Below are 12,598 nucleotides of genomic sequence, written 5' to 3' on the forward strand. Positions count from 1 at the left end.
GATGTTTAGACGTCGTGCTGCAGCCGCTTCACGAACAGCTTGGTCCGTTCCTGCCGGGGTGCGCGCAGCACCTCGGCAGCAGGGCCGCGCTCCACCACAACGCCGCCGTCCATGAAGATGACCTCGTCTGCCACGTGCTGGGCAAAGGCCAACTCATGGGTCACGATCACCATGGTCCAGCCTTCCTCAGCGAGTTCCTTGATGACGCCCAGAACGTCACCGACGAGCTCGGGATCCAATGCCGACGTGGGCTCGTCGAACAACAGCAGTTGGGGCTGGAGCGCCAAAGCACGGACAATGCCCACGCGCTGCTGTTGTCCGCCTGAGAGCTCAAACGGATAAGCGTCCCGCTTGTCAGCCAGGCCCACCCGCTCCAGCAATCGCTCGGCTTCGGCGATGGCCTCTGCCTTGGGCCGCTTCTGGACTTGGACGGGGCCTTCAATGATGTTCTTCAGGACCGTCATGTGCGGGAACAAGTTGTAGTGCTGGAACACCATGGCACTGCGGTCCCTCAGCGCTGCGATCTCCTTCTTGCCCACTTTGGCGCCGAAGTCGATGGAGAGGCCATCAGAGGTCTCGCTCCCCGAGCCGGAGCCGGAGCCCGAGGCCGAGCGCGGACCCCGGCCGGTGCCGCCGAAGGTGACGGTACCGGCGTCGGGGATTTCAAGGCCGTTGAGCGAACGCAAAACAGTGGTCTTGCCCGAACCCGACGGCCCGATCAGGGCCACCACCTGGCCGCGCCGGATGTCGATATCGATGTCGCGCAGAACCACGTTGCTGCCGAAGGCTTTGGCGAGGTTCCGGGCCTTCAGGACTGAGGTGACGCGCGGTTCGCGCTGTTGAGGTGCATCAGTGGGCGACATAGCGGTCCAATCTCCTTTCCACGGCGGATTGCGCAGTGGAAAGGATCAGGCAGATGACCCAGTAAACCAGGGCTGCCTGCAAGTACAGGGCCATGAACTCCTGGCTGAACGCAGCGATTTGCTGGGCATTGCGGAAAAGTTCAGTAACCAGGATGAGGGAAGCGAGCGAGGTGTCCTTCACCAGGGAAATGAAGGTGTTGGACAACGGTGGAACGGACACCCGTGCCGCTTGCGGAAGGATAATCCGCACCAGCGTTTGGGGGTGGGACATTCCGATGGTGTGGCCGGCTTCCCACTGTCCCTTGGGGACGGAAAGAATTGCGGCCCTGATGATCTCGGCCGCGTAGCCGCCCACGTTCAAGGAGAACGCGATGATGGCGCTCGGCCAGGGATCCAGCCGGATACCAATGCTGGGAAGGCCGAAGAAGATCACAAACAGCTGCACCAGCAGGGGAGTTCCGCGGATGACCGAGACGTAGAAACGACCTATGCCGGACAGCAGCCAATTCGAGCTCAGCCGCAACAGCGCCACCACCAAGGCCAGCACCAGGCCAAACGCAAAGGAGGCCAGGGTAAGAGGGATGGTGCCCGTTACGGCCCCCGTGATGATTGGCCCGAAGGAACTCCAAATGAGGTCCCAGTTCATTTATTTGGTGACATCCGCACCGAAGTACTTTTCAGAGATCTTTACCAGGGTTCCATCTGCCCGGAGATCATCCAGCGCCTTGTCTACAGCCTTGGCCAGCTCGGTGGAACCCTTGCGGAACACCAGTGCACTCTCGGTCTTGTCCGGTGCTTCGGCCGCCACCTTCAAACCGGAATCCGGGGTGGTTTTCGCGTAGTCCAAGTAGGTGAGTTTGTCGTTGACAGTAGCGTCCACGCGTCCCTGCTGTACGAGGGTGGCAGACTGGGCCCAGCCTTCAACGGCCTGAACGTTGGCGCCGGCCTCCACGGCCATTTTGTAGAAGTTGCTGGTCAGCGACTGCGCGGTGGTCTTGCCCTTGAGGTCAGCGAAGCTGTTGATGCTGGAGTTGTCCTTCTTGGTCACCACAACGCCGGTTGAGACCGTGTAGGGCTTGGAGAACTCGTACTTGGCTTTGCGTTCGTCATTGATGGAGATCTGGTTGGCGATGGTATCGAACCGCTTGGCGTCCAGGCCCGCAAAAATGCCATCAAATTGCGTCTCCTGGAAGCTCGCCTTCACGCCCAGCTTTTCAGCCACGGCTTTGGCAATCTCAACGTCGTAGCCCGTCAATTCACCAGCGCCCTCGGCGTGGAAACTGAACGGCCGGTAGGTCCCTTCCGTTGCGATGACGAGTTCGCCCTTGGATTTCACGTCGGACAAGGATGTATCGCCACCGGACTGGGCTGGAGTGGAACCGCCACCGCAGGCAGAGAGTGCAATGGCGGCGGCGGCCAGGGTAGCGGCGAAAAGAGAACGGCGGGAGCGAAGGCTGGTCATGGAGCCATCTTAGTCACGGGCCACCACGGATTCCCGGCAGGAAAGGCTTGGAGGCCTGCGGAAAGGGTGGTTAAAAAGGCTGAGTGGGGGCGGTCCCCAACAGCCCGCCACCACTCATCCCCCCAATTGTGATCACGTGGGCGCCACATTCACCGGAAACCCGTTCTCTGATTCCGGTGCCAGGCTGCAACCGCGTTCACACATTCATGATTGTGCCACGATCTAATGGTTTTGTGAAAGTCTTTACGCTGTGCGTCTTGCTTTGCGCCTGGCAAATGCCTTGGAGAACCAGATCCCAGCGAGCCCAATGGCGGTGGCCAGCACTGCGGAGTAGTTAATCAGGGAACGCAGCCACAGGTGCACCAGCGGGATCAGTGGGAAGAGTTGGGACACCAACAGCAACGCCAGGCCAATAAACAGGAGTGCCGAGGCGGCACGCAGCAATGCGGGGTAGCGGCCTACGATGGTCCGCCAGATGGCGGGCAGCAAGCAGGCTGATACGTATCCAGGATAGAAGCGACCCAGGGCCGCGTAGGCCTCCATGGATGGTCCCCAGGTCAGCCCTGTCATTCCCGCCGTGGAGCCGCGGGTGTCCGTAATGACAAAAAAGAACGTGGTCAACGCCACCGTGATTCCGAGGACTGTCAGCCCCCAAGGGCCACGAATGGCCCGTTCCGCTGACCTGGAAGCGAAACCCATGGCAATTTTGATGCCCATCAGCAGGAACGTGCCGTATAGCAGGAACCGCAGGATCAGGTTGGTGACGTTAACCCCGCCGAGAAGGGCATCGATGGCAAGATATGGCGCCTCGATGCTGAGAAGGATATCCAGGGTGATCAGCGCGAAAATGTAGAAGACCACCCGGTTCTCACCCCTGAGCAGGCTCGGAATCCGCGCGATGGTAATCGCCAGGCACACCAGCAGCGTTGCCCAAGGCAGGACAGCCGTCATCCGAGATTCTCCCAAATTCGTTCAGTTCGTTCGTGGTCTTGTTCTTGGCGGCGCAAGGTCTTGCCCAGCGCCTGAAGCCTCTCACCGGCCAGGGTCACCAGCTCGCCCAAGGTCATCCGGTCAAGGGCCTCCTGCCGCCCGTTGGGGGACCAACCGGCCTCCGCCTCCGTGATCAGCCCTCCAGCAACCAGCCCGCCCGCTGGTCCGACGCCGGCAGCCCGCGACGTCGCGATGGCCAACTCGGGAGGAAGCCTGTTGGCGGTCAGGTGGGCGGAGAAGTTCTGTGGCGCGATGCCGGTGGCTTCGCTGACCCGGTGCCGCAACTCGCCGTCGTCGATTGCATCCACCCAGTTGCGAACTGCGGTGGGGTGCGGTGTTGGCGACAGTCCTGTGACGGAGACGGACCCCGGTTCACTGCGTTCCACTACCGCGCGCAGCAAATCCATGGTGGCAATCTGGCTCACCAGTTCATCCGGCGTGGGCGGGACGGCGTCGCCCCGAAGATCTGCGTAGAGGTCAAACGTGGCAAGGGCTTGCACGGGATTGATGTGATAGCCCCGGCTGATGCTGACCAACGTTGACTCTGCCACCTTGCCCCGGACCAACTGTTGGGCCAGCGTTGTCCGTTTTATCCCGGAAATCCTGCAGACGTCCGCTGTGCTGGCGTTGGGTGCAACGCCGTGAAGCCAGCGTTGGAACGCCTTGGACGGTAAGGGCATGGAGGGCTTTCTGGGATATTTCAAACGGCAAGTCCGGCATCACCCACAGGGGAACCGAAGCAAAGGGTACGGATTGATTTTACGCCGACGCCACATTGAATTATGCTTGATGCTTGAACCCGTTGGTCCGTACACCCCCCAAGTCCGGACCAGCGGGTTTTTCCATGCCCGTGGGAATCACGGGTAGTGAGGCCGCGTTTCGTAAGTGAACCCGCGCTTGTTTTAGCGTGCTGGTGATGTAGACGCGAGCGCCGTGGTGGCGCTGCGAGAGGAATAGAGAATGACTGCAACACTGGTGGCCAAAGATCTTGCCGGTGGTCACGGCCACCGCACGCTCTTTTCAAAGCTTTCCCTCACCGTTGCTCCCGGCGATGTGGTGGGTGTGGTGGGCGCCAATGGCGCCGGCAAATCGACGCTCCTGCGCATCCTCTCCGGCGTGGACCAGCCGCAGGAGGGGACCGTCAACCTGGCTCCGTCGGACGCCTTTGTGGGCTGGCTGCCCCAGGAGCATGAGCGCACCGTGGGCGAAACCATCGCAGCGTATATCGCCCGTCGTACGGGGTGCGCACAGGCGACGGCGGAGATGGAAGCTACTGCCGAAGCCCTCGGTTCCGGAGCTCCCGGAGCGGATGACGCATACTCCCTGGCCTTTGACCGCTGGATGGCATCCGGCGCTGCAGACCTCGAGGACCGGATTCCGGCCGTGCTGGCAGACCTTGGCCTGGAGCTTGGTACCGATGCCCTCATGACCGGGCTCTCCGGCGGGCAGGCTGCCCGGGTTGCTTTGGGTGCACTGCTGCTCAGCCGCTTCGATGTTGTCCTTCTTGATGAACCCACCAATGATCTGGACCTTGATGGCCTGGCCCGGCTGGAGGCTTTCGTGCAGGGCCTGCGCGGAGGAGTGGTTCTGGTTTCCCACGACCGTGAGTTCCTGGCCCGCTGCGTCACCACCGTAGTGGAACTGGACCTCGCCCAGAATTCAGTGGCTGTCTACGACGGCGGCTACGAAGCGTTCCTCGAGGAACGTGCGGTCGCCAAGCGCCACGCCCGCGAACGTTACGAAGATTTTGCCAACACCAAGGCCGATCTTGTGTCCCGCGCACGGACCCAGCGCGAGTGGAGCTCCCAGGGCGTCCGCAATGCGATGAAAAAGAATCCGGACAACGACAAAATCCGCAGGGCCGCGAGCACCGAGTCCTCCGAAAAGCAGGCGCAGAAGGTCCGCCAGATGGAGTCGCGCATCGCCCGCCTCACCGAGGTAGAGGAACCGCGCAAGGAATGGCAACTGCAGTTCAGCATCGGCCAGGCGCCCCGCTCGAGTGCCGTCGTCGCAACCCTTCGGGACGTCGTGGTCCGTCAAGGCGACTTCACGCTGGGACCAGTCAACCTCCAGCTCAACGGCGGTGAGCGCATCGGGATCACCGGGCCCAACGGCGCCGGTAAATCCACTCTCCTGCGCTTGCTGCTCGGCACCCGGAAACCGGACGACGGCGAAGCCTCCATGGGCGCCTCTGTCGCCATCGGCGAAATCGACCAGGCCCGTGGACTGCTCGACGGCGGACGGCAGCTGGGCGACGCCGTCGAAGCTGTGCTGGTGGATTGGAACAGTGCGGACGTCCGCACGCTCCTTGCCAAGTTCGGCTTGAAAGCCGACCACACTTCGAGGACCGTCGATTCGTTGTCCCCGGGAGAACGAACCCGTGCTGCGCTGGCCCTCCTGCAGGCCCGTGGCGTGAACCTGCTGGTGCTGGACGAACCCACCAACCATCTTGACCTCCCTGCAATCGAGCAACTTGAAGAGGCGCTGGAAAGCTACGAAGGCGCCCTCCTGCTGGTCACCCATGACCGGCGTTTGCTTCAGAACGTTCGGCTCGATTCGCGTTGGCACCTGGAAAACGGCCGTGTCCAGGAGCTTCACCACACCCCCGGCCAGGAGAAGTAACCATGAGTATGGACCGCGTAGCGTGGAGCTCGCTTTACAACATCACCACAGCCAAGAGCGGTTCACAGCCGTTCTCCAAGGAAACGCTGAAGCGCGTGCTGGGCTTTGCCGCGCCGCACAAGGCCAAGCTCATTGCCTTCGTCATTGCCTCGATCGCGGGTGCCTTCCTCGCCGTCGCCACGCCAGTGCTCGCGGGGCAAGTGGTTGACGCCATCATTGCCAAGGCGGATGTGGGTACGGTCATCTGGCTGGCCGTACTCATCGCGATTGTGGCTGTCGGCGAGGCTGGGGTTGGACTGGTGACGCGATGGTTGTCCTCCACCATTGGCGAGGGCGTCATCGTGGACCTGCGCACCCGCGTGTTCGACCATGTGCAGCGCATGCCCATCGCTTTCTTCACCCGGACCCGGACAGGCGCGCTGGTCAGCCGCCTGAACAACGACGTCATCGGGGCACAGTCTGCCTTCGCCGGCACGTTGTCCGGTGTGGTCAGCAACGTTGTGGCGCTCGCCTTGACCCTGGTGGTCATGCTCAACACGTCCTGGCTGGTCACCGTCCTGGCCATGGTGTTGCTGCCAATCTTCCTGATACCAGCCCGGCGTATGGGATCCAAGCTGGCCGACCTCCGACGCGAGGCGGCCGCGCACAACGCTGCCATGGGCACCCAGATGACCGAAAGGTTCTCCGCTCCCGGCGCCACACTGGTGAAACTCTTCGGCAGGCCGGACGAGGAATCCCAGGAGTTCGCTGCCCGCGCCGGCCGGGTGCGTGACATCGGCATCCGAACCGCCATGCTGCAGTTCACCTTCGTCACGGCGCTGACTTTGGTCTCGGCCCTGGCCCTGGCCCTCGTTTATGGACTGGGCGGCTGGCTTGCACTTGGTGGCCAACTGGCACCTGGCGACGTAGTGGTCCTGGCTCTCCTCCTGACTCGTCTCTACGCTCCGCTTACCGCGCTCTCCAACGCTCGCGTGGAAATTATGAGCGCACTTGTCAGCTTCGAGCGGGTCTTCGAGATCCTGGATCTGCAGCCCCTCATCACGGAAAAGCCGGACGCTGTAGCCGTTCCGTCCGGACCTGTCGCCGTGGAATTCCACGACGTCCGCTTCTCCTACCCGTCGGCTGACAAAGTGTCCCTTGCCTCCTTGGAAGACGTGTCCACGCTGGACACGCGTGGCGGCGAGGAAGTCCTGCATGGTGTCAGCTTCCGTGTTGAGCCGGGCCAAACCGTCGCCTTGGTGGGCTCGTCCGGTGCAGGAAAGTCCACGGTGGCCCAATTGTTGTCACGCCTGTACGACGTCGACTCCGGAGCCGTTCGCCTTGGCGGGCACGGACCTGGCACCGGCGTGGATGTCCGGGACCTCGGCTTTGACTCACTGCGCGACACGCTGGGCATGGTGACCCAGGACGGCCACCTGTTCCACGAAACCATTGCATCCAACCTGCGACTGGCCCGGCCGGATGCCACGGAAGAGGACATGTGGGAGGTCCTCCGCCGGGCACGCCTGGAGCCCATGATCCGGTCTCTTCCGGATGGCTTGGAAACGGTCGTTGGCGAGCGCGGGTACCGGCTCTCCGGTGGCGAACGGCAACGGCTCACCATCGCGCGTTTGCTCATCAAGCAGCCTTGCGTGGTGATTCTTGATGAGGCAACCGCCGCGCTGGACTCCACCAACGAGGCCGCTGTCCAGGCGGCCTTGGGCGAAGCGCTCGAGGGGCGTACCGCCGTCGTGATTGCGCACAGGTTGTCCACGATCCGGGCCGCGGACGTAATCCTGGTGGTAGAGGACGGCAGGATCGTGGAGCGTGGCACGCACACCGAACTGCTTGTTGCCGATGGCCGCTATGCGGAGTTGTATCGGACCCAGTTCGCGGAAGCCACGGCGGTGGCTGAGGAAGCAGTTCCGGAACTGTAACGCTGTCCGCAACTGGCTCGCATTAGTGGTTGTTCTGAGCCCTCAGAACAACCACTAATGCCAGCTACTTGGGCGGGGTGAGCAAAGGCAGCACGTGATCCGTCAGGAGCGGTGCGAGGTCCCCGGGTAGGGGTGCCGTGAGGTCCAACCAACGGATCTCGGCGATCTCGGCCGAAGGGTGCGCTTCCCAAATCCCAGGAGCGGTGAAGACCGTGGCTTCGATGTTGGTCGCGGCCTCGTTGGCGGCCACTGCGAGCCAAGCGCCCAGGGGTTCGAGGTCTTCGGGAGCAACCTCGATGCCTACTTCCTCGAACAATTCCCTGGCAGCAGCTTCTGCCGCGGTTTCACCGGCCTCGGGTTTGCCGCCTGGATGCATGAATTTATCCGTGCCGCGCTTGCGGACAGTCAGGAGCTGGCCCTCCTTGTTGTAAACGCACACGGCGCTGACCACGATCACATCAGTAACGCTCACGCTTGCCTCCCACTGTTGATTCGGACAAGGCGTTCATTCGCACCAAGTGCGATTCCAGCAGCAGATCCTTGGCCGGACCGCGGACATCCCACGTGAAGCGGAACGCGTCCGGGCCTTCCCAGGTGTAGTTCACGTAGTAGTCGTCGGGATCGCACCAGTGTTTGTCCTGGTTGGCTTGCTCCGCAAAACTCATCACATGGAATGGCCGGCCATCGGGGAAGAAAACGTCCATGGAATCCGCTTCAGGGCCGAGCTTGAGGAGATATTCGCGGAACGCCGGGCCAGTGTGCGTGGGCCAGTGCATGGTTCCGTCTTCGCGGTAGTGAAGGCCGCCGTCGGGCTCTTCCGTGTAACGCACGACGCCGGTAAAGGTTCCGCGGGTGCCGGAGGCCCGGTCCAACAGAGTCCGCTCCACATTCCACGTGCCGGCCAAATAGGCACGCAAGTCCTGGATGGGCTGCTGGTGGTTCAAGTGCCCTCGATTGGAATCGAACCAACGACACCGGCTTTAGGAGAGCCGTGCTCTATCCACTGAGCTACGAGGGCCTGCGTGTCCATAGCCCGGAGTACCGTTACGACAGCTCCATGGCCGGACACGACTACAAGCATACAAGCTGCCGGGCCAGTGCCCGAACCGGGCTAGGCTGGCGGTCATGAGAGGGCATACGACAGCACGGGAAACCACCGGCACGTTCCTTCCGGACGTTCGCGCTACGCGCGCAAACATCGGCGCCTGGGCCCAGCTGAGCGTGGTCCAGTATTTCGTTGCAGAGTCTGCTGTCATCGAGGCTTGGGCCGGTCCGCAACCGTACAGCAGGGCCGCCGGGTTCATCAGCGACCTGGGCGCAGTATCGTGCGGCGTCTACGAGGACCGGGCAGTGTGCTCCCCTTTGCATGTGCTGATGAACGCCTCTTTTGTTGTCCAGGGCCTGGCATTGATCCTTGGTGCGGTGTTCCTGACCGCAGGGCTTTTGTGCGTGGCAGCGCGTCCGGGTGTGCATGCCCAGCGCTTCCACACCGCCACAGCCGATGACGAGCCCCGGACCCGGGTCCTGGCCAAGCCATGGATCATGGCTGTGGCCATTCGCATACTGACAGGTGTTTCCGGCCTCGGGACGGTCATCGTTGGACTCGTGCCCGAAGACGTCGGCTCCCCATGGCATTTTGCCGGCGCACTGATGTTCTTCATCGGCGGCGGCTTCGCCTTGCTTCTGCTGGGCATCCTTTGGTTCCGGCAGACGCCGATGAGCTGGTTCATAGCTGCCTGCGGCTCCCTCTGTATCGGGGCGCTCATCGTTGGCGGGATCACGGGAATGGACGTGCCGCAGCCCGGAACACTGGAACGGCTGATGGGCTACCCCGTCACCATTGGCTTGGCAACTGCCGGCCTGGTCATCGCCCAGCGCGTGCACGCGGTACGAAAGGCGGCGAAGGCCCTGCGGTGATTCAGGCATGGGGACAGCAGGAGCGGGACGGTGACCGTGGATGGATGCCACAGCCACCGCTCCCGGTTAGGGGATGCTCTGCCAGAACCAGCGGATCAGGTCAACCGAAAGTCGGATGACATTCACCATAAGGTTCAGAGCGCCCCAGGACTTCTTGCGCTTTCGCTTTGAAGTCATCGGACACCTCCTCCCGTAGGAAAGGTGCGATCACGGACCCTACGAATGCCACTTGCCCAAATTCTGCAAGGGCATTAGAGAAAATCCGCTCGGGGGCCTAGTCTTGATGTGTGGGCACCAAGGAATTAGTCCCTTGATCGCACAACATGGGCGCCCTGCGCCTAACAATGACCCGCTGGCCGGCGGGTCAATTGTTTTAACGAAGGGGTGGGCGGTTGGCCCACTGGGATAACACTATCGTTTTTATTTCGCCCGCTTCGTACAGCCTTGCCCATCCGAAGACAGCGGCCCGGGCCCATGAACGGGTGCGCCTGCCGGGCTGCGGGACTATTCTGACGCTATGACGACGGCGGCTGGTCCGCGCGGCGGCGACCGGGGACTTCTGCCTGACCTCGCCAGCCGGCGCGAGCTGATTGGGGGTTGGGCCGCGATCACCCTCATCCACTATTTCGTGGTGGAAGCCACTGCGATGGCTGTCTGGCAAGGCAATCCAGGTTATGACCGGCGTGCCCACGTCATCAGTGATCTGGGCGCTGCCCACTGTGGTCCCTTCAACGGTTACGAGGTGTGCTCGCCGCTTAATTGGCTCATGAATGCTTCGTTTGTGCTTCAGGGAGTTGCCATGGTGCTCGGGGCGGTGCTTTTGAGCTCCGCTGTCCTTTCTGTGGCGGCTGAGCCAGGCGCCCGGGTCATCCGGCCAAGGATGGCATCAAGCGTCGCGTCACCCGACGCCTTTCCCTGGCTTGCAGCCGGGGCCGTCAGGGTGATGATCCTCGTGGCAGGCATAGGGCAGGCGATGGTTGGCCTGATCCCCGAAGACACCGACCTCGCCCTGCATCTGACCGGTGCGGGACTGTACTTCATCGCCGGACCGCTGTCGTTGGTGATACTGGGCCTGATATGGCTAGGGCACACGCAGATGTCATGGATAGTTCTGCTGTTCGGGGTTGTATCCCTGGGAACCACCATCTACGTGCTTGCGGTGCAGTTGCGCGTCGAGGAGCCCGGCGCCATCGAGCGCACCATGGCGTATCCGATCATCCTGGGGTTGTCCTTGGTAGGGCTGGTAGTGGCTCACCGCGTCACAAGGGAACGGAAAGCTGTCAGGGCTGTTTCGCGTTCTTCCGTCCGAGGAACACCGCCGCCACGCCGCACAGCAGGCTGATAAAGAACAGCACCCACGACGCAATGGTGACGGCGGAAGCCAGGGCAACCGAACCGGCGTCGGGCGTTTCCGCAGCCAGCATGGAATCAATGGCGACGTTGGACCACAAGTGAGCCACAGCAAAAAGCAAGGGAGCGGCCCACATTGCCCAGCGCCACGATTTGCGTGCAACGTTGATGCCGATCAGCAGGAGCCAACTGAAACCGAAGATCAGCGGAAAGAGCGTGCCGGCAGTCTTATGGACGTAATTCAACTGACCGCGCGCGGCTTCGTCCATCGCGGCGCGAAGCTGGGCGACGTAGTCCTGTGAGAACCCACCAATCAGCGAATCCGGCATTGCCAGGCCGCCTGAAAGCTGCGTCATCTGGTTCAGCGTCAGCAAGTGCAGGTACCAAAACAGGAACAGGCTGGCCACTACGCCTGCAATCACAATGAGCTTGGAATTGCTCTGCGCCTTCTCTGGGGTCCGCCGCGTGGTGGGATTGATCACGGGTGGGAGGGTGTGATCCGGGACCACCGCCTTGGCTCCGTGCTTCTTGATGCGCTGCGCTGGTGTCTTGGCCATGTCATTCATTATCCCGCCACATAAGCTGGGACCATGACCACCGGCAGGCACACCGCAACTGAACTCGATCCATCACTTGATGACTACCAATTGGCCAGCGCACTGGTCCGCGAGGCAGGCCAACTGGCGCTGCTCATGCGGATGGGCGGACTGCAGGGCACGCGCAAGACGTCAGTGTCCGACGTCGTCACGGCAGCCGATCATGCGGCCGAGGCGTATGTCCTGGAACAGTTGCAACGCTGCCGCCCCGAAGATGGCATCCTTGGCGAAGAAGGCACCTCTGTTGCCGGGACGAGTGGCCGGACCTGGGTGATCGATCCGGTGGATGGAACATACAACTTCCTGCACGGCTCCACATATTGGTGTTCGGCCATTGCCCTCAAACGCGACGATTCAGACCCCTTAGATCACCGAGTCAATCCAGTTGCGGACCCTGACGTGCTGCTCGGGGCCATCTACCAGCCCGAACTGGACAAGCTGTGGCTCGGCGGGGACGAGCATCCGGCAAGCCTGAACGGCGAACTTATTTCAGGTTCCGGAGACCTCCCTGTTGGCCAAATCTGTGCAGCAACCTACATCCACCCCACCTGGTTGGCGGACCCCCGCACTGCAATGCCCTGGCATGCCGCAGCTGTCTCCGCCGCATCGCTGCGCATGTTCGGTTCAGGCTCGTGCGACCTCGGCCGCGTGGCTGATGGCGAGCTCGGCTGCTGGTTCCAGCACAGCTGCCCTGAGTGGGATTGGCTCCCCGGCAAGGCGATCGTCCGCGCTGCAGGTGGGGACACCGCCGTCGTGCAGGTCAACGGCCTTAACTGGTTTATTGCCGGAGGCCCGACGGCGGTCGGCGAGTTGAGTGCGGCACTCACCTCTGTTCCCCAGTTTGCGTAGTTTTTGATCGCCGGGCTGTGCTCTCTTTGGGGT

13 protein-coding genes and 1 tRNA gene are annotated in these 12,598 nt (G+C 62.3%); 5 read left to right on the forward strand and 9 right to left on the reverse strand.

Annotated features, from left to right (window positions below; translation table 11 throughout):
• Positions 1-5: 5 nt before the first annotated feature.
• The 5 genes from AC1DD5_RS08895 to AC1DD5_RS08915 all read right to left on the reverse strand — a co-directional run bounded on the left by AC1DD5_RS08895 (position 6) and on the right by AC1DD5_RS08915 (position 3,995).
• Positions 6-863, reverse strand: coding sequence for an amino acid ABC transporter ATP-binding protein (locus AC1DD5_RS08895; RefSeq protein WP_477521161.1), 858 nt, complete (start codon positions 861-863; stop codon positions 6-8).
• On the reverse strand, positions 850-1,509 hold the full coding sequence (locus tag AC1DD5_RS08900) for an amino acid ABC transporter permease (RefSeq protein WP_477515960.1): 660 nt from the start codon (positions 1,507-1,509) through the stop codon (positions 850-852). The genes AC1DD5_RS08895 and AC1DD5_RS08900 overlap by 14 nt, the downstream gene beginning before the upstream one ends.
• On the reverse strand, positions 1,510-2,325 hold the full coding sequence (locus AC1DD5_RS08905) for an amino acid ABC transporter substrate-binding protein (RefSeq protein WP_442005947.1): 816 nt from the start codon (positions 2,323-2,325) through the stop codon (positions 1,510-1,512). It abuts the gene before it with no gap.
• Positions 2,326-2,568: 243 nt separating this feature from the next.
• Positions 2,569-3,276 (reverse strand): hypothetical protein, encoded by a 708-nt coding sequence (locus AC1DD5_RS08910; RefSeq protein WP_477521162.1) that lies wholly within the window; start codon positions 3,274-3,276, stop codon positions 2,569-2,571.
• The gene (locus AC1DD5_RS08915; protein WP_477521163.1) at positions 3,273-3,995 is read right to left on the reverse strand and encodes a hypothetical protein; all 723 of its coding nucleotides are present in this window, start codon (positions 3,993-3,995) and stop codon (positions 3,273-3,275) included. The genes AC1DD5_RS08910 and AC1DD5_RS08915 overlap by 4 nt, the downstream gene beginning before the upstream one ends.
• Positions 3,996-4,275: 280 nt before the next feature.
• On the opposite strand from AC1DD5_RS08915, the gene AC1DD5_RS08920 reads away from it, so the two are divergent.
• Together AC1DD5_RS08920 and AC1DD5_RS08925 are read left to right on the forward strand one after the other, a co-directional pair.
• Complete coding sequence (locus AC1DD5_RS08920) at positions 4,276-5,937, forward strand: ABC-F family ATP-binding cassette domain-containing protein (protein ID WP_477521164.1); 1,662 nt, start codon at positions 4,276-4,278, stop codon at positions 5,935-5,937.
• A gap of 2 nt (positions 5,938-5,939) precedes the next feature.
• The gene (locus AC1DD5_RS08925; protein ID WP_477521165.1) at positions 5,940-7,853 is read left to right on the forward strand and encodes an ABC transporter ATP-binding protein; all 1,914 of its coding nucleotides are present in this window, start codon (positions 5,940-5,942) and stop codon (positions 7,851-7,853) included.
• 64 nt (positions 7,854-7,917) lie between these two features.
• On the opposite strand, the gene AC1DD5_RS08930 is transcribed toward AC1DD5_RS08925, so the two are convergent.
• The 3 genes from AC1DD5_RS08930 to AC1DD5_RS08940 all read right to left on the reverse strand — a co-directional run bounded on the left by AC1DD5_RS08930 (position 7,918) and on the right by AC1DD5_RS08940 (position 8,871).
• Positions 7,918-8,325, reverse strand: a complete 408-nt coding sequence (locus AC1DD5_RS08930) for an NUDIX hydrolase (RefSeq protein WP_477521166.1) — start codon at positions 8,323-8,325, stop codon at positions 7,918-7,920.
• The gene (locus AC1DD5_RS08935) at positions 8,312-8,797 is read right to left on the reverse strand and encodes a DUF6314 family protein (RefSeq protein WP_477521167.1); all 486 of its coding nucleotides are present in this window, start codon (positions 8,795-8,797) and stop codon (positions 8,312-8,314) included. The genes AC1DD5_RS08930 and AC1DD5_RS08935 overlap by 14 nt, the downstream gene beginning before the upstream one ends.
• A 1-nt stretch (position 8,798) precedes the next feature.
• A tRNA-Arg gene (locus AC1DD5_RS08940) sits at positions 8,799-8,871 on the reverse strand.
• A 107-nt stretch (positions 8,872-8,978) separates the two neighbouring features.
• Between AC1DD5_RS08940 and AC1DD5_RS08945 the strand changes: the two genes are divergently transcribed.
• Positions 8,979-9,770: a DUF998 domain-containing protein gene (locus AC1DD5_RS08945; protein WP_477521168.1), complete on the forward strand. Its 792-nt coding sequence runs from the start codon at positions 8,979-8,981 to the stop codon at positions 9,768-9,770.
• A 517-nt stretch (positions 9,771-10,287) separates the two neighbouring features.
• On the forward strand, positions 10,288-11,112 hold the full coding sequence (locus AC1DD5_RS08950) for a DUF998 domain-containing protein (RefSeq protein ID WP_477521169.1): 825 nt from the start codon (positions 10,288-10,290) through the stop codon (positions 11,110-11,112).
• On the opposite strand, the gene AC1DD5_RS08955 is transcribed toward AC1DD5_RS08950, so the two are convergent.
• The gene (locus AC1DD5_RS08955; protein WP_477521170.1) at positions 11,051-11,677 is read right to left on the reverse strand and encodes a hypothetical protein; all 627 of its coding nucleotides are present in this window, start codon (positions 11,675-11,677) and stop codon (positions 11,051-11,053) included. The genes AC1DD5_RS08950 and AC1DD5_RS08955 overlap by 62 nt on opposite strands.
• Positions 11,678-11,710: 33 nt before the next feature.
• Between AC1DD5_RS08955 and AC1DD5_RS08960 the strand changes: the two genes are divergently transcribed.
• Positions 11,711-12,565: an inositol monophosphatase family protein gene (locus AC1DD5_RS08960; RefSeq protein ID WP_477521171.1), complete on the forward strand. Its 855-nt coding sequence runs from the start codon at positions 11,711-11,713 to the stop codon at positions 12,563-12,565.
• Positions 12,566-12,598: the final 33 nt, after the last annotated feature.

The sequence above is a fragment of the Paenarthrobacter sp. 10L420 genome (assembly GCF_056395385.1).

Excerpts from the sequence above, each read along its gene's own strand:
- AC1DD5_RS08895 (WP_477521161.1), bottom strand. The coding sequence starts at position 863 with ATGTCGCCCACTGATGCACCTCAACAGCGCGAACCGCGCGTCACCTCA.
- AC1DD5_RS08900 (WP_477515960.1), bottom strand. The coding sequence starts at position 1,509 with ATGAACTGGGACCTCATTTGGAGTTCCTTCGGGCCAATCATCACGGGG.
- AC1DD5_RS08905 (WP_442005947.1), bottom strand. The coding sequence starts at position 2,325 with ATGACCAGCCTTCGCTCCCGCCGTTCTCTTTTCGCCGCTACCCTGGCC.
- AC1DD5_RS08910 (WP_477521162.1), bottom strand. The coding sequence starts at position 3,276 with ATGACGGCTGTCCTGCCTTGGGCAACGCTGCTGGTGTGCCTGGCGATT.
- AC1DD5_RS08915 (WP_477521163.1), bottom strand. The coding sequence starts at position 3,995 with ATGCCCTTACCGTCCAAGGCGTTCCAACGCTGGCTTCACGGCGTTGCA.
- AC1DD5_RS08920 (WP_477521164.1), top strand. The coding sequence starts at position 4,276 with ATGACTGCAACACTGGTGGCCAAAGATCTTGCCGGTGGTCACGGCCAC.
- AC1DD5_RS08925 (WP_477521165.1), top strand. The coding sequence starts at position 5,940 with ATGAGTATGGACCGCGTAGCGTGGAGCTCGCTTTACAACATCACCACA.
- AC1DD5_RS08945 (WP_477521168.1), top strand. The coding sequence starts at position 8,979 with ATGAGAGGGCATACGACAGCACGGGAAACCACCGGCACGTTCCTTCCG.
- AC1DD5_RS08950 (WP_477521169.1), top strand. The coding sequence starts at position 10,288 with ATGACGACGGCGGCTGGTCCGCGCGGCGGCGACCGGGGACTTCTGCCT.
- AC1DD5_RS08955 (WP_477521170.1), bottom strand. The coding sequence starts at position 11,677 with ATGGCCAAGACACCAGCGCAGCGCATCAAGAAGCACGGAGCCAAGGCG.
- AC1DD5_RS08960 (WP_477521171.1), top strand. The coding sequence starts at position 11,711 with ATGACCACCGGCAGGCACACCGCAACTGAACTCGATCCATCACTTGAT.